This is a genomic window from Azotobacter tropicalis (assembly GCF_059739045.1).
The window spans coordinates 4,316,385-4,335,162 of sequence record NZ_AP046059.1 but is presented as its reverse complement, the minus strand read 5'-3'; the positions used below and the strand labels follow the sequence as shown (position 1 = coordinate 4,335,162).

Below are 18,778 nucleotides of genomic sequence, written 5' to 3'. Positions count from 1 at the left end.
GTGTCGAGCCTCGCCAACGCAGCCCCCGGAGCCTGAAACGCCCCCATGGACACCCTCACCAAACGCTCGGCCCTCTCCGCCTGCACCCAGGCGCTGCACGCCGTCGCGCGCCGGCTCCGCGCGCTCGGCGCCTACCGCACCGGCCTCGCCTCGGCGTTCACCCTGCTGGTCTTCGCCCTGGCGCTGATCGCCTGCCGCCGCCTGCTCGACAGCCTGGACCCGCAGCATCTGCACCAGGCCCTGCTCGCCGTGCCCGGCTCGGACCTGGCGCTGGCGCTGCTGGCCACGGCGGGCGGCTTCGTCGCCCTGCTCGGCTACGAGTGGTCGGCCTGCCGCTATGCCGGCGTGCGTTTGCCGACGCCCAGCCTGCTGCTCGGCGGCTTCTGCGCCTTCGCCATCGGCAATGCCGCCGGCCTCTCGCTGCTCACTGGCGGCGGCGTGCGTTACCGGCTGTATGGCCAGCAGGGCGTGGCCGGCGCGGACATCGCGAAAATGACCCTGTTCGCCAGCCTGTCGCTGGGCTGCGCGCTGCCGCTGCTGGCCGCCGGCGCCACGCTGCTCGACCTGCCCCGGGCGAGCAACGCCCTGCACCTGGCCAGCAGCCCCCTGGCCGCCCTGGCCACAGCCGTGCTGCTCGGCTATGCGGCGCTGGCGCTGTTCCTCTGGCGGCGCGCCACGCCGGACGCCCGCAACCCGCTGGTCATCCGCGCCAGCTTCGCGAGCTACAGCCTGGGCCTGCCCGGGGGACGCCTGAGCCTGCTGCAACTGGTCATCTCTCTCGCCGACATGCTGGCCGCCGCTGCCGCGCTCTACGTCCTGCTGCCGGAGGCGCCGCCCTTCGGCAGCTTCCTGCTGGTCTACCTGCTGGCCCTGGCCGCCGGGGTGCTCAGCCACGTGCCGGGCGGCATCGGCGTGTTCGAGGCGGTGCTGCTCGCCGCCTTCGGCCAGAGCCTCGGCGCGGCGCCGCTGGCCGCCGCGCTGCTGCTGTACCGGCTGATCTACACGGCGCTGCCGCTGCTGCTGGCCTGCCTGCTGCTGCTCGGCAACGAGGCCCGCCGCCTGACCCGCGCCGGCCTGCGCCTGGCCTCCGGCCTGGCCGCGCCGGTGCTGGCCCTGCAGGTGTTCATCGCCGGCATCGTGCTGCTGTTTTCCGGGGCCACGCCGAGCCTCGACGAGCGCCTGCAGCCGCTGAACTACCTGGTGCCCCTGCAACTGATCGAGCTGTCGCACCTGGGCTCCAGCCTGATCGGCGTGGTCTGCCTGCTGCTCGCCCAGGGCCTGCGCCGGCATCTGTCGGCGGCCTGGGCACTGACCCTGGTGCTGCTGCTGGCCGCCGCCCTGCTCTCGCTGCTCAAGGGCTTCGACTGGGAAGAGGCCAGCGTGCTGATCGGCACCGCGGCCCTCCTGGCGCTGTTCCGCAAGGCTTTCTACCGCCCCAGCCGGCTGCTCGAACTGCCCGGTTCGCCGCCGATCATCGTCGCCACCCTCGGCGTGCTGGCGGCCAGCACCTGGCTGCTGCTGTTCGTCTACCAGGACCTGCCCTACAGCCATACCCTGTGGTGGCAGTTCGAGCTGGACGGCAACGCCCCCCGCGGCCTGCGCGCCCTGCTGGCGAGCAGCCTGACCCTGCTGGTGGTCGGCCTGATCTGGCTGTTGCGCAGCCCGCCGCCGCCGCTGCACCCGCCCACCGCCGAGGAACTCGATCAGGCGTTCGCCGCGGTCCGCGCCTCGCACCAGCCGGAAGGCGCGCTGGCGCTGTCCGGCGACAAGGCCCTGCTGTTCGACGACGAGCGCAGCGCCTTTCTCATGTATGCCCGGCGCGGACGCAGCATGGTGGCGCTGTTCGATCCGGTGGGCACGCCGCAGCAGCGCGCCGAGCTGATCTGGCAGTTCCGCGACCTGTGCGACCTGCACCACCGGCGGCCGGTGTTCTACCAGGTACGTGCCGAGAACCTGCCGCACTACATGGATATCGGCCTGATCGCCCTCAAGCTGGGCGAAGAGGCGAAGGTCGACCTGCGCCGGTTCGACCTCGCCAATCCGGGCAAGCACATGAAGGACCTGCGCTACACCTGGAGCCGCGGCCAGCGCGACGGCTTGGAGCTGACCTTCCACGAGCGCGGCCAGGCACCGCTGGCCGCGCTGGAGGAAATCTCCGCGGCCTGGCTGGCCGGCAAGAAGGTCCGCGAGAAGGGCTTCTCCCTCGGCCGCTTCTGTCCGGACTACCTGCGCTACTTCCGCATCGTGGTGGTCCACCACCAGGGCCGCCCGGTAGCCTTCGCCAACCTGCTGGAAACCGACAGCCCGGAGAGCGCCGGCCTCGACCTGATGCGCGTGCATCCGGATGCGCCGAAACTGACCATGGAGTTCCTCATCCTCGGCATCCTGCTGCATCTCAAGGAGCGCGGCCGCCACTTCTTCAGCCTCGGCATGGTGCCGCTCTCCGGCATGCTGCCGCGCCGCGGCGCGCCGCTGCCGCAACGCCTCGGCGCCCTGGTGTTCCAGAATTCCGAGTATTTCTACAACTTCCAGGGTCTGCGCCGCTTCAAGGAAAAGTTCGACCCGCAGTGGGAACCGCGCTACCTCGCGGTGCCCGCCGGGCTCGACCCGCTGCTGGCCCTGGCCGACACCGCCGCGCTGATCGCCGGCGGCCTTTCCGGACTGGTGAAACGCTGATGCGCCGACGCTCCGCTCTCCTCCTCCTGCTCGCCCTGTTCCCGCCGCTCGCCGCCGGCCTTGCCTGGCTCCTGCTGCGCCAGCCGGCACCGGGTCAGGAACAACGCACCCTGGCCGACGGCAGCCCGCTGCAACTGGTCGAACCCGGCGGCCCGGTGCGCCAGCGGGTGCTCCTGCTGCTCTCCGCCGAGGCCCGTCCGGAGCCGGCCCGCCTGCTCGAGATGGCCACCGCCCATGCCGCCCGGCTGGCCGTCCTGGAACTGGACGAGAGCGACTGCCGCCGCCAGTTGCAGCGGCTCGACGCCGCCCTGGCGCAGCTCGGCGGCCCGGCCGACCTGGTCGCCGGCGACGGCCCGGCGCCCAGCTGGCCTGGCGCTGGCTGGCCGGGCAGGCGCGCGACCAGGCGCAGGCGCTGTCGATCGGCTTCCGTCTGGACCAGCCGGCCTGCCCCGAGCCGCCGCCAGCGGCGGCGCCGCACGGCCGCTGGCATGCCGTCTGGAACGACAACCCGGATGACGCCAGCGCCCGCTTCGCCCGCGGCCAGGCGAATGCCGACACGCAGATCGCCGACTACGGCACGCCGGCCGCACGCCTCTTGCTGGACAACCTCGGTCGTCTGCTGGAGGGCCGTGCCGACGCCTTGCCGCTGGTCGAGGTGCCGGCCGACGGCGACACCGTGGCGGTGTTCTACTCCGGCGACGGCGGCTGGCGCGACCTCGACCGCGACGTCGCCGCCGAGTTGGCCAAGCGCGGCTATCCGGTGGTCGGCGTCGACTGCCTGCGCTACTTCTGGAACCGCAAGTCGCCGGAACAGGCCGCCGCCGACCTCGCCCGGATCATGCGCAGCTACCGCGAGCGCTGGGGCGCCCGGCGCTTCGTGCTGATCGGTTACTCCTTCGGCGCCGACGTGCTGCCGGCCATCTACAATCGCCTCAATACGGCCGACCGGGAGGCCGTGGACAGCCTGCTGCTGCTCTCCGTGGCGCGCAGCGGCAGCTTCGAGATCAAGGTCCAGGGCTGGCTCGGCACGGTGAGCCAGGAGGCCCCCACCGGCCCGGAAATGGCCCGCCTGCCGGCCGCCAGAACGTTGTGCGTCTACGGCAGCGAGGAAGCCGGCGAGAGCGGCTGCACCCAGCCGCAGAATCCGGGCGAAAGACTGGAGCTGCCGGGCGGGCACCATTACGACTACGACTACCCGGCCCTGAGCGAGCGCCTCGTCGCGGCGATCCGGGCCCGCCAGGGCGGGCGCTGAGGAGGCGCCCGGCGCCGGCCGGACCATCGGCACGGCAGCGTGGCGTCCGGTTTTGCTTTAAAGTGGCACGCTGCCTCCGCGGCAGCCAAGATCCGCGGTCATATTCCGGAAGTGGAGAGAGATGGATCACCGAGAAGCGCTAGTGGCACTGCGGCAATATCTGGCCAGCCAGATCCTCGGCCAGGAAAAGCTGATCGACCGTCTGCTCGTCGCCCTGCTCGCCGACGGCCATCTCTTGGTCGAGGGCGCTCCCGGGCTGGCCAAGACCAAGGCCATCAAGGACCTGGCCGAAGGCATCGAGGCGGAATTCCATCGCATCCAGTTCACCCCCGACCTGCTGCCGGCGGACATCACCGGCACCGAGATCTACCGCCCGGAAACCGGGAGCTTCGTCTTCCAGCAGGGGCCGATCTTCCACAACCTGGTGCTCGCCGACGAGATCAACCGCGCCCCGGCCAAGGTCCAGTCGGCGCTGCTCGAGGCGATGGCCGAGCGCCAGGTGTCCATCGGCCGGCGCACCTACGAGCTGTCGCCGCTGTTTCTGGTGATGGCCACCCAGAACCCGATCGAGCAGGAAGGCACCTACCCGCTGCCGGAAGCCCAGCTCGACCGCTTCCTCATGCACGTGAAGATCGGCTTCCCGGACGCCGCGGTGGAGCGCAAGATCCTCCAGCAGGCCCGCGGCGAGGCGCTGCACGGCGAGACCAAGCCCGAGCACCGGCTCAGCCAGCAGGCGATCTTCGCCGCGCGCAAGGAGATCCTCGGCCTGTACATGGCCGATGCGGTGGAGGAATACCTGGTGCAGCTGGTGATGGCGTCGCGCACCCCGGCGCGCTTCGACGCCGAGCTGGGCGAATGGCTGACCTACGGCGCCAGCCCGCGCGGCTCCATCGCCCTCGACCGCTGCGCGCGCGCCCACGCCTGGCTGGCCGGACGCGACTTCGTCAGCCCGGAAGACATCCAGACGGTGCTCTTCGACGTGCTGCGCCACCGCCTGATCCTCTCCTTCGAGGCCGAGGCCGCCGGGGTCGACCAGGACCGGGTCATCCAGCGCATCCTCGACGTGGTGGCGGTGGCCTGATGCAGCCGCAGGCAGGCGTGCCGCGCCCGGCGCCGGACGGCGTCCGGGTGGGCCTGGCCGAGCTGATCGAGATCCGCCACCGGGTGCGCGAGGTGCAGCTGTTCTCCAGCGCCGCCCGGCGCAGCGCCCTGCTCGGCGCGCACCATTCGCGGCTGCGCGGGCGCGGCGTGGACTTCGACCAGGTGCGCGTCTACCAGGCCGGCGACGACGTGCGCAACATCGACTGGCGGGTCACCGCCCGCACCCAGGAGCCGCACACCAAGCTGTTCCACGAGGAGCGCGAGCGGCCGATCTTCATCCTCGTCGAGCAGAGCCGCCAGCTGTTCTTCGGCTCCTCGCGGCAGTTCAAGGCGGTGCTCGCCGCCCAGGCCGCGGCGCTGATCGGCTGGGCGGCCCTGGAGCACAACGACCGGGTCGGCGGCCTGGTGTTCGGCAGCAGCGCGCCCCACGAGATCAAGCCGCGGCGCAGCAAGCAGAGCCTGCTGCAGCTGCTCAACCGCCTGGTGAGCGCCAACCATGCGCTGCACGGCGAGCTGCCGGACGAGCCGGAAAGCTTCGGCCTGGCGCTGCGCCGCGCCCGCGAGGTACTGCGCCCGGGCAGCCTGGTGGTGGTGCTGTGCGACGAGCGGGCCCTGTCGGACACCGCCGAGCGCCAGCTGCTGCTGCTCGGCCGGCACAGCGAGCTGCTGCTGATGCCGCTCTCCGACCCCCTCGACCATGCCCTGCCCGCCGCCGGCCTGCTGCGCTTCGCCCAGGATGGCGCGCAACTGGAGCTGGACACCCACGACAGCGCGCTGCGCCAGGCCTACCGCAGCCTCGGCCAGGCGCGCCAGGCACGCTGGGAACGCCTCGCCGAACGCCTGGGCAGCCTGCTGCTGCCGCTCAGTACCCAGCTCGAACTGGTCGAGCAGCTGCGCGAGCGCCTGCAGCCGCGGCCGGTGAGCCCGTCATGACCCCGCTCGACGCCCTGCACCCGCTGATTCCCCCGCCGCCCATCCCCTGGTGGCCGCCGGCGCCCGGCTGGTGGCTGCTGGCGCTGGTCGCCAGCACCGCCCTCGCGGCCTTCTGCTGGCTGCACTGGCGGCGCCCGCGGCGGCGCGCCGAGCCGGTGCCGCCGCAACAGGTCCTCGACCCGCTGCGCGTCGCCGCCCTCGAGGAGCTGGCACAGCTGCGCAGACCCTACGACATGCCCGCCGGCCCCTGGCTGCAGCAGCTCAACGCGCTGCTCAAGCGCCTGTGCCGCGCCCACTACCCGGACAACCGCAGCCACACCCTGAGCGGCCGCGCCTGGCTGGCCTATCTCGACAGCCGCTGTCCGGCCGCCGGCCTGACCCGCTGGATGATCCTCGTCGAGGGCGGCTACCGCGCCGAGTGCCGGCTCGACGACAAGGCCATCGACGGGCTCTACCAGGCCGTGGAAATCTGGATCCGCCGGCATGTTTGAGTTCGCCTGGCCCTGGGTCTTCCTGCTCGCCCCGCTGCCCTGGCTGCTGCGCCTGCTGCTGCCGCCGGCCGACAGCGGCGAGGCGGCGCTCAAGGTGACCTTCCTCGACGAACTGGAGACCCTCAGCGGTCGCCGCGCCCGCCTGCGCCTGCCCGGCTGGCGGCAGCAGGCGCCGTTCGTCCTGCTCTGGCTGCTGCTGCTCGGCGCCGGTGCCCGCCCCGAATGGGTCGGCGAGCCCCAGCCGCTGCCTACCAGCGGTCGCGACCTGCTGCTGGCGGTGGACGTCTCCGGTTCCATGGAATACGCCGACATGCAATGGCAGGACGAGACCATCAGCCGCCTGGAACTGGTCAAGCGCCTGTTCGGCCAGTTCATCGCCGACCGCCGGGGCGACCGGGTCGGGCTGATCCTGTTCGGCAGCCAGGCCTACCTGCAGGCGCCGCTGACCTTCGACCGGCAGACCGTGCGCACCTGGCTGGAGGAAGCCATGATCGGCATTGCCGGCAAGAACACCGCCATCGGCGACGCCATCGGCCTGGGCCTCAAACGCCTGCGCCTGCGCCCGGCGCAGAGCCGCGTGCTGATCCTGATCACCGACGGCGCCAACACCGCCGGCGAGCTCGACCCGCAGGTCGCCGCCCGCCTGGCCGCCGAGGAAGGGGTGCGCATCCATACCATCGGCATCGGCGCCGATCCCCAGCAGGACGGCCTGCTCGGCCGGCTCGGCCTGAATCCCGGGCTGGACCTCGACGAGCCGGCCCTGCGCGCCATCGCCGAACGGACCGGCGGGGAATACTTCCGTGCCCGCAGCAGCGAGGAGCTGCACGCCATCGAGAACACCCTCGACCGCCTGGAGCCGGTCGCCCAGCCGCCGACTCCGGTACGTCCGGCCCGCCCGCTGTACCCTTGGCCGCTGGCCGCGGCGCTGCTGCTCGGCCTGCTGCCGGTAGTCCACACCCTCTGGCCACCCCGCGCGCGCCCGGGAGGACCACGCCGATGAACGCTCTCTGGCCGCACTGGCTGCGCCCCGCCTGGCTGCTCCTGCTGCCCCTGCTGGTCTGGCTGCTCTGGCGGCTCTGGCACCGCGAGCGGCGCGCCGGCCGCTGGGAGCTGCTGTTGCCGCCGGCCTTCCACCCGGCGCTGCTCGGCGCACGCGCCGGACACGGCAGCCGCCTGCCGTGGATCGCCCTCGGCCTGGCCTGGCTGCTCGCCCTGCTGGCCCTGCTCGGCCCGAGCTGGCAGCGCGTCGAGCAGCCCACCCTGCGGCGTGCCGATCCGCTGGTGGTGCTGCTCGAACTGACCCCGAGCATGCTCGCCGGCGACGTCGCACCGAACCGCCTGGCACTGGCCCGGCGCAAGCTGCTCGATCTGCTCGCGGCGCGCCAGGAGGCACAGACCGCCGTAGTCGTCTACGCCGGCAGCGCGCACACGCTGGTGCCGCTGTCCGATGACCTGGAAACCACCCGCAACCTGCTGGATGCCCTCGCCCCGCCGATCATGCCGGTCGCCGGCCGTCGTGCCGACCTGGCCGTGGCCCGCGGCCTGAGCCTGCTCGAACAGGGCGCCCAGGGTCGCGGCCAGCTGCTGCTGATCGGCAGCGAACTGGACGAGCGGGAGCGCCAGGGCATCGCCCGGGCGCTCGGCGGCGACGGCGAACGCCTCGACATTCTCGGCATCGGCAGTACCGACGGGGCGCCCATCGCCCAGGAGGACGGCACCTTCCTCAAGGACGAGCAGGGCGCCATCCTCCTCGCCCGGCTGGACAGCAGCGGACTCGCGCGCTTCGCCGAAGGCCTCGGCGGGCGCTACCAGAGCGCCAGCCTGGACGACCGCGACCTGCGCCGACTCGGCCTGCTGGGCACTCCGCACGTACTGCGCGAGAGCGATGAGGCGGCGCGCCTCGACGCCTGGGCCGACCAGGGCCACTGGCTGCTGCTGCCGCTGCTTCTGCTGGCCGCCTGCGCCGGCCGGCGCGGCTGGTTGCTCGCCCTGCCCCTGCTGCTCGCCGTGCCCCAGCCCGGCCAGGCCTTCGAGCTTACCGACCTGTGGCTGCGCCCCGACCAGCAGGGCCGCATCCTGCTCCAGGCCGGGCAGCCGGGCGAAGCGGCGCGGCGCTTCGAGGACAGCCAGTGGCAGGGTCTGGCCCTCTACCAGGCCGGCGACTACGCTGCCGCCGCCGAGCGCTTCGCCCAGGGCCGGGGCGCCGCCGCCCACTACAATCGCGGCAACGCCCTGGCGCGGTCCGGCGAGCTGGAGGCCGCGCTGGATGCCTACGAGCGCGCCCTGGAACTGCAACCGGGCCTGGAGCCGGCGCTGCACAACAAGGCCCTGGTCGAGGCGCTGTTGCGCCAGCAGCAGGCGCAACAGCAGGCCGGTGCCGAGAACGAGGCGGCCGCGCAGCAGCCGGCCCAGGCCGGTCAGGACAGCCGGTCCGGGCAGAGCACCGAGCAGAACGACGGCCAGGCCGACTCGAGCCAGCCCCAGACGGCCGAAGGCGCTCCTTCCAACAACGCGACGGCACAGCCGGGAGCGCCGCAGAGCGGCAGCGCCGAACAGGCTGCCGGCGATGCCTCGCCCAGTCCCGGCCTCGCCGAAACGCCCGCCGAACCGCTCGGCGACGAGCGCCGTCAGGCCTTGGAACAGTGGCTGCGGCAGATCCCGGACAATCCCGGCGAGCTGCTGCGGCGCAAATTCTGGTACGAACAGCAACAGCACCGGGAAACCCGTCCATGACTCGTCTGCTCTGCACCCTCCTGCTCTGCCTGCTGGCCTGGACGGCCCGGGGCGAGGAGCTCACCGCCCGGGTCGACCGCACCCACCTCGGCGCCGGCGAAACCCTCGAGCTGACCCTGGAGAGCAGCGATCCCGCGCCGCTCGGCAAGCCGGACCTGACGCCTCTCGAAGAGCACTTCGAGGTGCTCGGCACCCGCCAGGTCAACCGCCCGAACAGCGCAGCCGGCGAGTCCGGCAGCACCACCCAGTGGATCGTCACGCTGCAGCCCAGACGCCGCGGCCAGCTGACGATTCCGCCCCTGCGTCTGGGCGACCGGCAGACCCAGCCGATCGTCCTGCACGTGCAGAAGAGCGAGGTCGACGACGACCAGGCCAAGCTGGCGTCGGTGTTCATCGATGCCACCCTGGATCGGGAAAGCGCCTATGTGCAGGCCCAGGTCGTCCTTACCCTGCGCATCTACCACTCGGTGTCGCTCTACGACGACAGCAGCCTGAGCCCGTTGCAGATGGCCGACGCCCGCGTCGAACCGCTCGGCGCGCCGCGTACCTACGAGACCAGCGTCAACGGCGTGCGCCACGGGGTGATCGAGGCGCGCTACGCCATCTTTCCCCTGCGCAGCGGCGAGCTGCAGATCCCCGCGCAGGCCTTCACCGCCACCGAGGTCAGCCGTACGCCTGGCCGCGACGGCCTGCTGCCCTTCGGCCCGCACAGCGGCCGGCAGATTCGCGTCGAGTCGCCGACGATTCCCCTGAAGGTCAAGGCCAAGCCTGCCGAATACCCGGCCGACGCCCCCTGGCTGCCGGCGCGCGCCCTGATCCTGAGCGAGAACTGGAGCCCCGCGCCGGAACAGGCGCGGGCCGGCGACTCGCTGACCCGCCAGTTGACGCTCAAGGTCGACGGGCTGAGCGGTACCCAGTTGCCGGCCCTGGCCGGCCCGCCGGTCGATGGCCTGCGCCGCTACCCGGACCAGCCGCAACTGGCCGATCAGCCCGGCGAGCGTGGCCTGATCGGCAGCCGCGAGGAGCGCGAGGCGCTGGTGCCGACTCGCGACGGACGGATCGAGCTGCCGGCACAGGAGGTGGTGTGGTGGAACACCGTCCATGATCGCCTGGAGCGCACCCGTCTGCCGGCGCGCAGCCTGCTGGTGGCGGCGAATCCGGCCCTGGCCGCGGAGCCGCCGCAGCCCCCGGGACGCCTCGCGCCTTGCCGGGTCAACCGCTCTGGCCCTGGCAACTGGCCAGCGCCCTGCTGCTGTGCACCACCCTGCTCGGCTTCGGCCTCTGGTGGCGCGCCCGCCGCCAGCCGGCGATCCTGCGCAGCGCCGTCAGCGGTCCGAATCCACGTACCCTGCTCGACGACCTGCGCCGCGCCTGCCAGGCCAACGACACCCAGGCGACGCGCCAGGCCCTCGACGCCTGGGCCCGCCAGCAGCCGGAAACCCTCGCCACGATGGCAGCACGCTACGTGCCCCTGTCCGCCGCCCTCGATGGACTGAACGGCGCGCTCTACAGCGAAAGCGGTCAGCACTGGCAGGGCGAGGATCTCTGGCAGGCGATCCGCGACCTGCCGCCGGCCCAGCCGTCGGGCCCGGCCCGCGAAGCGGGCCAGCTGCCGCCGCTGTATCCGCGCTGATCGGGCCACACGCCGGCAGCGTGACAAGGGTCGCGACGACAACCAGTCGTTGCCCGATAGGCTACCGGCTCCACATCGATGAGTGGCAACGGGTGAAGATGGACATGACACACAAACGTCTCGATTTCTGCATTGAAGAGGCCGGCTGCCTGCTCTGGGTTGCGCCCAGAAGCCTGGGCGGCCTGCCGGCAGCCGAGTTGGGACAGGTCTGGATGGGTGAGTCCCGGGAGGTCACTACCCGTGAACTCGTCCTGCGGGGTGCCATGCTGCCCATGGCCCTGTATCAGGACGATGGATACGTGGTGCGCTTCATCCTCGGCGACCTGAGCGAGCAGGAGGCCGCCGGGTGGACCTCGCGCGTCGTCTGGAAGCTCGAGGTTCCCTGCGGCGAGGTCCTGGTTTCCGGCGTGCTCACGCCCGACTTCCGGGACGAGTTCGCGGCCATGCCGGCGGCCGAAGCCAACGGCTCGCACTGGCTGGGCGCCTACATCGCCGTGCCGTCCGGCGCTTACCGGGTCGAGGTCTATGGCTATCCCCCGGGCGATCTCTCGAGCGGCTGGGGAACGATCACCGCCCCGCGGCTATTCGGCACCCATCCCGGCATACGGCCGGAGAAACCGCTCGAATACTGGCGGCGGACGCGCCTGGACGAGACGCCGCCGGCATGGATGACCGATGAGTCCGAAGAGGACGTGTACGTGGACTTCATCGTCCGGCTTTCGCCGCTGGAGGGCGATGTGGCGGAGCCGGCCCTCGAAGCGGATGGCTGTCTGCAGTGGGAGTTCCGCAAGCCGGATATTTGCCCGGCCGGGATTCGCTCCACCCTCTGAGCGGCCACCAGCGATCCAGGGCGCTTTCCCGGTACTTTTCCCAGCAAAACGAAAACCGCGGCCCAGGGGCCGCGGTCTTCAGGGTCGAGCGAACCTCGGGCGTCAGCCTTTGGCCAGCATGCTGCCGCGCTCTTCCAGGTTGATGTGCCACTCCAGCGCTTCGCGCAGGATGTGCGGGGTCTGACCGCCCTTGGCACAGGCGCGCTCGAAGTAATCGTTCAGCGCGGCGCGGTAATCCGGGTGCACGCAGTTGTCGATGATCGCACGGGCGCGCTCGCGCGGCGCCAGGCCACGCAGGTCGGCCAGGCCCTGCTCGGTCACCACGACGTCGACGTCGTGCTCGCAATGGTCGACGTGACCGACCATCGGCACCACGCTGGAAATCGCACCGCCCTTGGCGATGGACTTGGTGACGAAGATCGAGGTATGGGCGTTACGGGCGAAGTCGCCGGAACCGCCGATGCCGTTCATCATCTTGGTACCGCCAACATGGGTGGAGTTGACGTTGCCGTAGATGTCGAACTCCAGCGCGGTGTTGACGCCGATGATGCCGAGGCGGCGGGCGATTTCCGGCAGGTTGGAGATTTCCTGCGGACGCAGCACCAGCTTGTCCTTGTACTTCTCCATGTTGCCGAACACGCGCTTGCCCCACTCTTCGGAGAGGGTCATGGAACAGCCCGAAGCGAAGTCCATCTTGCCGGCATCGATCAGCTCGAAGGTGGAGTCCTGCAGCACCTCGGAGTACATGGTCAGGCCGCTGAAGTCGGACTTCAGCAGACCGCACATCACGGCGTTGGCGATGGAGCCGATACCGGCCTGCAGCGGCAGCAGGCTCTTGGTCAGGCGACCGGCGGCCACTTCGCGCTCCAGGAAGGCGATCAGGTGGTCGGCGATGGCTTGGGTCTCGTCATCCGGCGGGGTGACGGTGGACGGGGAATCCGGGGTGTCGCAAATCACCACGGCAGCAATCTTGGCCGGGTCGACCGGGATGGCCTTGGTGCCGATGCGGTCGTCGACGTTGACCAGCGGGACCGGACCACGGCCCGGACGGGCGACCGGAACATAGATGTCGTGCAGACCTTCGAGGTTGAGGTTGTGGGCCAGGTTGATCTCGACGATCACTTGCTTGGCCTCGGCGACGAAGCTGGCGGAGTTGCCCACGGAGGTGGTCGGCACGATGTGACCTTCCTCGGTGATGGCGACGGCTTCGATCACGGCGATGTCCGGGGCCTTGATCTGCTTGGAGCGCATCTGCTCGACGGTCTCGGACAGGTGCTGGTCGACGAACATGACCTTGCCTTCGTTGATCGCCTTGCGCAGGGTGTTGTCCACCTGGAACGGCATGCGGCGAGCCAGGGCTCCGGCTTCGGTCAGCTTCTTGTCCAGATCGTTGCCCAGGCTGGCGCCAGTGACCAGGGAGATCTTGCGCGGCGAGCTGCCGGCCAGCTTGGCCAGGGCCAGGGGCACGGCTTTGGCTTCACCGGCACGGGTGAAACCGCTCATGCCGACAGTCATGCCGTCCTGGATCAGCGCTGCGGCTTCGTCGGCGCTCATGATTTTTTCAAGCAGGGAGGGCAGGCGAATACGATCGGAATACATGGGAGCTTCTCGGAGTCAGGTTGACGACGGCCCCGAGTCTCATCCATTTGCGACAATTTGGCTTCCAGACAAAAGTCGAATTGGCGGACGTTAGTACAACAAGCGGGCCGTCCTGCAACGGCCCGCCCGGTGGTTCAGGCCAGGCTCTTGCTGACCACCTCGTAGACGTCGCTGGACAGCTCGCCGGAGGCGAGGATGCGTTCCAGTTCGGCCCTCATCAGCGCCTGACGTGCTTCGTCGTACTTGCGCCAACGGGTCAACGGCGCCAGCTGGCGGGCAGCGATCTGCGGGTTGAGGGCGTTGAGCATGATCACCTGGTCGGCGAGGAAGCGGTAACCCAGCCCGTCGGCGCGGTGGAAGTTGACGTGGTTCTGGTTGGCGAAGGCGCCGATCAGCGCGCGCACCTTGTTCGGGTTCTTCAGGGTGAACGCCGGGTGCTCCATCAGCGCCTGCACGCGCTCCAGGCCGCCGGGCAGCGGGCAGCCGGCCTGCACGCCGAACCACTGGTCCATGACCAGCGGATCGTCCTGGAAGTAGTCGGCGAACAGCGCCAGCGCTTCGGCCTTCTCCGCCTCGAACGGCGAGTTGACCAACACCGCCAGGGCGGCGAGACGCTCGGTCATGTTGTCGGTCGCCTGGTACTGGTCCTGGCAGGCGGCCAGCACTTCGGCCTTCTCGCTGAGCATCAGGTAGGACAGAGCGATGTTCTGCAGGGCACGGCGGGCGAAGTGTTCGGCCGAGGCGACGTAGGGGCTCTGCCGCGACACCTCGCGATTGCTCCGGTAGCGCTGCCAGAGCGGCTCGTACAGGGCGCTGGCGATCTCGCGGCGGGCGAACTCGCGGGCCGCATGGATGGCCTCGACGTCGGCCACCGCGCTGATCTCGATCAGATAGGCCTCGCCCGGCAGGGAGAGCATCTCGGCGACCATCGCCGGATCCAGCGCTTCGTTCTCCAGCACGCTCTTCAGCGCCACGAGCAGGCGCCGGTCGAGCAGCATGGGCTCGCCGCGCTGCTGCTGGCCGACCAGCTCCTGCAGCACCTGCACGGCGAGCTGCTGACCGGCCTCCCAGCGGTTGAAGCCGTCGGAGTCGTGCTGCATGAGGAACATCAGCTGATCGCGGCTGTAGGGATAGACCAGCTTGACCGGCGCGGAGAAGCCGCGCAGCAGCGACGGCAGCGGCTGCTCGGAAATGCCTTCGAAGGTGAACGACTGCTCGGTGGCGGTCACCGCCAGCACCCGGCTGGTGCCGGCCGCCTCGGCCTCGCCGGCCAGACGCAGCGGCAGCTCGCGACCCTGGCCGTCGAGCAGCGCCAGCGCCACGGGAATCACGAAAGGCTCCTTGTGCGCCTGGCCGGGGGTCGGCGGGCAGCTCTGGCGGAAGGTCAGGGTGCAGGTCCCGGCGGCGGCGTCGTACCGTTCGGCGACCTCCAGGCGCGGCGTACCGGCCTGGCCGTACCAGCGCTTGAACTGGGTCAGCTCGACGCCGTTGGCGTCCTCCATGGCCTTGACGAAATCGTCGCAGGTCACCGCCTGGCCGTCATGACGCTGGAAGTACAAGTCGCTGCCCTTGCGGAAGCCCTCGGCACCGAGCAGGGTACGGAGCATGCCGACCACTTCGGAACCCTTCTCGTAGACGGTCAGGGTATAGAAGTTGGAAATCTCCATGTAGGAGTCCGGGCGCACCGAGTGGGCCATGGGGCCGGCGTCCTCGGCGAACTGATGGGTGCGCAGGTAGGCGACGTCCTCGATGCGCTTGACCGTGGCGGAATTCATGTCGGCGGAAAAGCCGGCGTCGCGGAACACGGTGAAGCCTTCCTTGAGCGACAGCTGGAACCAGTCGCGGCAGGTCACCCGGTTGCCCGACCAGTTGTGGAAGTACTCGTGGGCGACGATCGCCTCGACCCGCTGGTGGGCGGCGTCGGTAGCGGTCTCGGCCTTGGCCAGCACGGCGCTGGAGTTGAAGATGTTGAGCCCCTTGTTCTCCATGGCGCCCATGTTGAAGTCGTTGACCGCGACGATCATGAAGATGTCCAGGTCGTACTCGCGGCCGTAGGCTTCCTCGTCCCAGCGCATGGAGCGCTTGAGGCTGTCCATGGCGTGCTGGCACTTGTCGATGTTCTCCGGCTCAACGTAGATGCGCAGGGTCACTTCGCGGCCGCTCATGGTGGTGAAGCTGTCCTCCACGCACCAGAGGTCGCCGGCGACCAGGGCGAACAGGTAGGCCGGTTTCCGGAACGGATCCTCCCAGGTCGCCCAGTGCCGGCCGTTGTCCGAGCTGCCGCTGGCCACCGGATTGCCGTTGGAGAGCAGCACCGGGTAGCGCTGCTGCTCGGCACTCAGCGTGGTGGTGAAGGTGCTCATCACGTCCGGGCGGTCGAGGTAGTAGGTGATCTTGCGAAAACCCTCGGCCTCGCACTGGGTGCAGAACATCTTGCCGGACTTGTAGAGGCCTTCGAGCGCCGTGTTGCTTTCCGGATGGATGCAAACGCGGGTTTCGACGACGAATTCGCCGCGCGATGGCTGCAGGGTCAGGTGGCTGTCGTCCACCTGATACTCGTGGGCGCCCAGCTCGCGGTCGTCGAGGACCACCGAGAGCAGCTCCAGTTGCTGACCGTCCAGCACCAGCGACGGCAGGCCGGCGCCGCGGGCCGGATTGCGGCGCATCGCCAGGCGTGCATGCACCAGGGTGCGATCCTCGTGCAGCTCGAAGTTCAGATGGGTCTCGTCGATCAGGTACTCGGGCGCCTGATAGTCCTTGAGGTAGATGGTTTTCGGCTGTTCGGTACGCATCGTTCGGCTCCATCGATACCCGCCCCCACGGGGGAACGGGATGGGGTGAGGGGATAAAAAGCTGGCCCGGCTCAGGCCGAAACCGCCAACTGATACGCCGTGTACTTGCGGATGTTGATCACCCCGACGTCGAAGATCAGATATTGGCCCTTGATGCCCAGCAGAGTTCCCTCCACGACCGGCGTCTTGTCCAGGTCGAGGCTGACGATCTTGTCGGGGTAGCTTTTTACTGGATAGCGGATTTCTACCGGCTCGGCATCGCTCAGAAGCTGGATCGCCTGCAGGCCGAAACGCGCCTGCAGGGCTTCGAGGCCGTCGCGGCAGCTCTCGAACAGTTGCTCGCGCACGGCCGGCAGATCGACCGGCGCGGCGTCGCCCTTGAGCAGCGCGCGCCAAATTGGTGCGGTCGGCGACCTGGCTGCGCAGCAGGTCCTCCACCAGTCCCGACTGCTGGCGGGTGGCGACGCGCAGGATCGGCAGCGCCTGGCTGGCCCCCTGGTCGAGCCAGCGGGTCGGCACCTGGCTGGCGCGGGTGATGCCCACCTTGACGCCCGAGGAGTTGGCCAGGTAGACGACGTGCTCGGTCATGCAGAAGCGCTCGCCCCAGGCCGGATCGCGGCAGGTGCCGAGGGCATGGTGGCACTTCTCGGGACTGACGATGCAGCTGTCGCACTGCGGCAGCTTCTTGAAACAGGGGAAGCAGTAGCCCTGACCGAAGCTCTTGGCGGTCTTGCGCCCGCAATGGCTGCAATGGATGGCCCCCAGGTACTCCAGACGCAGCGGCCTGCCGAGCAGCGGATTGACCGGAACCTGTGCCTCGCCCAGACGCAGGGCGTACTGCGCCGGGGCATCGAGGCGCGCCGCCATCTTGTCCAGCGCACCGCGTGCGAGCTCGGCCATCAGTGCAGGGTGTCCGAGGCCTTGAACAGCAGATTGGGAATCGGCTCGCCGCTCGACTTGCACTTCTGCTCGCCCATGTAGCCGGTGCGCTCCTCTTCCGGCAGGTTCTGGATCTCCCAGGCGATCATCGCCTGCAGAGTCAGCTCCTTCTGCTCCTGGGTCAGCTTGCGGCCATCCGGCCATTTGCCGATTTCCACCGCCAGCTTGAGGCTCTGGTAGATCTCCGGGGTGATGTTCTCGATCATTTCTTTGAAGGACGACATGGACGGCTCCTGCAGGATTCTGCCTGCATTCTAACCCAGAGCCGGGCGAACTGCCCCGCGCGCGGCAGCCCGAAAGATTGCCGAAAACTGCACGCCCCCCATGTCCCAGCGCATGAAACACCATCGCCGGCGGGCCGATAATCAGCGGCCGCGCTTCACGCGCTTTTCGCAATCTCCTTGGCCGGAGCGGGCAACATCCAGCGCCCGATTGTCTATGTCTTTACCGGTCCCGGTTTTTCATCGTTAGCGTGAGTCATCGAACATGCTGAGAATTCTTCATCTCGCGACAGGGAGCATGGCCCTGCCGTTGTCGCTCGTTTCCGCCCTGGGCAGCGACGCCCTGCCCTTCCTGCAACAGGCCAATGCCGTCTACCTGAACCTGTTCGGCCTGCTCAACCTGCTCCAGGCCTCCGGCGTCGGGCCCGGGGCACGCCCGGCACAGCGGCTGGTCTCGGCCCTGCTGGTAGCGAGCGCGCTGCTCCAGGCGCTGATCCTGCTGATGCCGCTGGAATACATCGGCGGACAGCCGGCCGTGCTGTTCAGCCTGTCCTGCGCCGCCGCCGGCGTGCTCCTGCAGCTGGCCTTCAATCGGGGCCGGCGGGCCATGGCGGAGCGGGAACAGCCCCAGGAGGTCGAGGAACTCGACGAGCCGCAGTGGAGCGACCGTGAGGTCGGTACGGTGAAGTGGTTCAACACCACCAAGGGCTTCGGCTTCATCGCCCGCGCTACGGGAGAGGATGTGTTCGTGCACTTTCGCGCCATTCGCGGCGAGGGACATCGGGTGCTGGTCGAGGGCCAGCAGGTGGAGTTCAGCGTAATCCGCCGCGAGCGAGGGCTGCAGGCCGAAAACGTGGTCGCCCGCCCGCGCGTCCGGCGCTGAGCGAGGAGCCACGCCTCCGCCGGCGCGGCCCCCACATCGCTCAATAGTGCGGTGGCGGCGCCTCGTCGTCGTCCACCGAGCCGAGCTCGTCGATCAGTTCCTGCTGACGCTTGGCCAGCGACTCCAGCTGCATCTGCAGCCGCTCGACCACCCGCTGCTGGGCGACCAGCACATCGTTCAGCGCCTGAATGGTGTCGTCCTGGAAGGCCAGGCGGGTTTCCAGATCGTTGATGCGCGTCTCCAGGTCCATGTTCATTCCTCGATGAAACGGAAATCTCCGGTCAATACCAGGCGCAGCTTGTCGCGGATGGCGGCGGCCTGCTCGTCGGTGTAGGGCTGCATCGGATGCCGTCCCCATACCGGCGTCGGCCAGGCGGCGTCGCTTCGTCGGCGCACGATGACGTGCATGTGCAATTGGGCGACCTGGTTGCCCAGGGCGGCCACGTTCATCTTGTCGGCGCCGAAGGTGTCCTTGAGGATTTCCGCCAGTTCGGTGGTTTCCTGCCAGAAAGTCCGCTGATCCTCGGCATCGAGCTGGAACGGCTCGACGACCTCTTCCCGCCGCGGCACCAACACGAACCAGGGGTAGTGGGCATCGTTCATCAGCAGCAGACGGCAGAGCGGGAAATCGCCGATGGGCAGGGTGTCTTGTTGCAAACGCGAATCCAGGACGAACATGACCGATCTCCTTGTTC

General features: G+C 69.6%; 13 protein-coding genes and 3 pseudogenes. 10 read left to right on the top strand and 6 right to left on the bottom strand.

Annotation, left to right across the window (positions count from 1 at the left end):
• Positions 1-45: 45 nt before the first annotated feature.
• From mprF to Atro_RS20500, 9 genes and pseudogenes are all read left to right on the top strand, one after another.
• Positions 46-2,676: a bifunctional lysylphosphatidylglycerol flippase/synthetase MprF gene (gene mprF, locus Atro_RS20540; RefSeq protein WP_497925357.1), complete on the top strand. Its 2,631-nt coding sequence runs from the start codon at positions 46-48 to the stop codon at positions 2,674-2,676.
• Positions 2,676-3,928, top strand: a pseudogene (locus Atro_RS20535) (virulence factor family protein). Before mprF ends, Atro_RS20535 begins: the two are co-directional and overlap by 1 nt.
• A gap of 121 nt (positions 3,929-4,049) precedes the next feature.
• Positions 4,050-5,009, top strand: coding sequence for an AAA family ATPase (locus tag Atro_RS20530; protein ID WP_497925354.1), 960 nt, complete (start codon positions 4,050-4,052; stop codon positions 5,007-5,009).
• On the top strand, positions 5,009-5,962 hold the full coding sequence (locus tag Atro_RS20525) for a DUF58 domain-containing protein (RefSeq protein WP_497925350.1): 954 nt from the start codon (positions 5,009-5,011) through the stop codon (positions 5,960-5,962). Before Atro_RS20530 ends, Atro_RS20525 begins: the two co-directional genes overlap by 1 nt.
• Positions 5,959-6,453, top strand: coding sequence for a DUF4381 domain-containing protein (locus Atro_RS20520; protein WP_497925348.1), 495 nt, complete (start codon positions 5,959-5,961; stop codon positions 6,451-6,453). The genes Atro_RS20525 and Atro_RS20520 overlap by 4 nt, the downstream gene beginning before the upstream one ends.
• Complete coding sequence (locus Atro_RS20515) at positions 6,446-7,453, top strand: vWA domain-containing protein (protein ID WP_497925346.1); 1,008 nt, start codon at positions 6,446-6,448, stop codon at positions 7,451-7,453. Before Atro_RS20520 ends, Atro_RS20515 begins: the two co-directional genes overlap by 8 nt.
• The gene (locus Atro_RS20510; RefSeq protein ID WP_497925342.1) at positions 7,450-9,186 is read left to right on the top strand and encodes a tetratricopeptide repeat protein; all 1,737 of its coding nucleotides are present in this window, start codon (positions 7,450-7,452) and stop codon (positions 9,184-9,186) included. The genes Atro_RS20515 and Atro_RS20510 overlap by 4 nt, the downstream gene beginning before the upstream one ends.
• Positions 9,183-10,819, top strand: a pseudogene (locus Atro_RS20505) (BatD family protein). The gene Atro_RS20510 and the pseudogene Atro_RS20505 overlap by 4 nt, the downstream one beginning before the upstream one ends.
• Before the next feature lie 104 nt (positions 10,820-10,923).
• Positions 10,924-11,649 (top strand): hypothetical protein, encoded by a 726-nt coding sequence (locus Atro_RS20500; protein ID WP_497925337.1) that lies wholly within the window; start codon positions 10,924-10,926, stop codon positions 11,647-11,649.
• 102 nt (positions 11,650-11,751) lie between these two features.
• On the opposite strand, the gene scpC is transcribed toward Atro_RS20500, so the two are convergent.
• The 4 genes and pseudogenes from scpC to Atro_RS20480 all read right to left on the bottom strand — a co-directional run bounded on the left by scpC (position 11,752) and on the right by Atro_RS20480 (position 17,203).
• A complete protein-coding gene (gene scpC, locus Atro_RS20495; protein ID WP_497925335.1) occupies positions 11,752-13,248 on the bottom strand; it encodes a succinyl-CoA:acetate CoA-transferase ScpC in 1,497 nt (498 codons plus the stop codon).
• Positions 13,249-13,382: 134 nt separating this feature from the next.
• Positions 13,383-16,040 carry an aminopeptidase N gene (gene pepN, locus Atro_RS20490; RefSeq protein ID WP_497925334.1) on the bottom strand — a complete coding sequence of 886 codons (2,658 nt, stop codon included), beginning with the start codon at positions 16,038-16,040 and terminating at the stop codon, positions 13,383-13,385.
• A gap of 71 nt (positions 16,041-16,111) precedes the next feature.
• Positions 16,112-16,940 (bottom strand): annotated as a pseudogene (locus Atro_RS20485) (DUF2797 domain-containing protein).
• Positions 16,940-17,203 (bottom strand): YeaC family protein, encoded by a 264-nt coding sequence (locus tag Atro_RS20480; RefSeq protein WP_497925333.1) that lies wholly within the window; start codon positions 17,201-17,203, stop codon positions 16,940-16,942. Before Atro_RS20480 ends, Atro_RS20485 begins: the two are co-directional and overlap by 1 nt.
• A 262-nt stretch (positions 17,204-17,465) precedes the next feature.
• Here Atro_RS20480 and Atro_RS20475 point away from each other — a divergent pair, with 262 nt between their 5' ends.
• Entirely contained in the window at positions 17,466-18,083 is a 618-nt protein-coding gene (locus Atro_RS20475; protein ID WP_497925330.1) for a cold-shock protein, read from the top strand.
• A 40-nt stretch (positions 18,084-18,123) separates the two neighbouring features.
• Here the strand turns inward: Atro_RS20475 and Atro_RS20470 are convergent, their stop codons facing one another.
• Complete coding sequence (locus tag Atro_RS20470) at positions 18,124-18,339, bottom strand: SlyX family protein (RefSeq protein WP_497925328.1); 216 nt, start codon at positions 18,337-18,339, stop codon at positions 18,124-18,126.
• Positions 18,336-18,761, bottom strand: a complete 426-nt coding sequence (locus tag Atro_RS20465; protein WP_497925326.1) for an HIT domain-containing protein — start codon at positions 18,759-18,761, stop codon at positions 18,336-18,338. The genes Atro_RS20470 and Atro_RS20465 overlap by 4 nt, the downstream gene beginning before the upstream one ends.
• Positions 18,762-18,778: the final 17 nt, after the last annotated feature.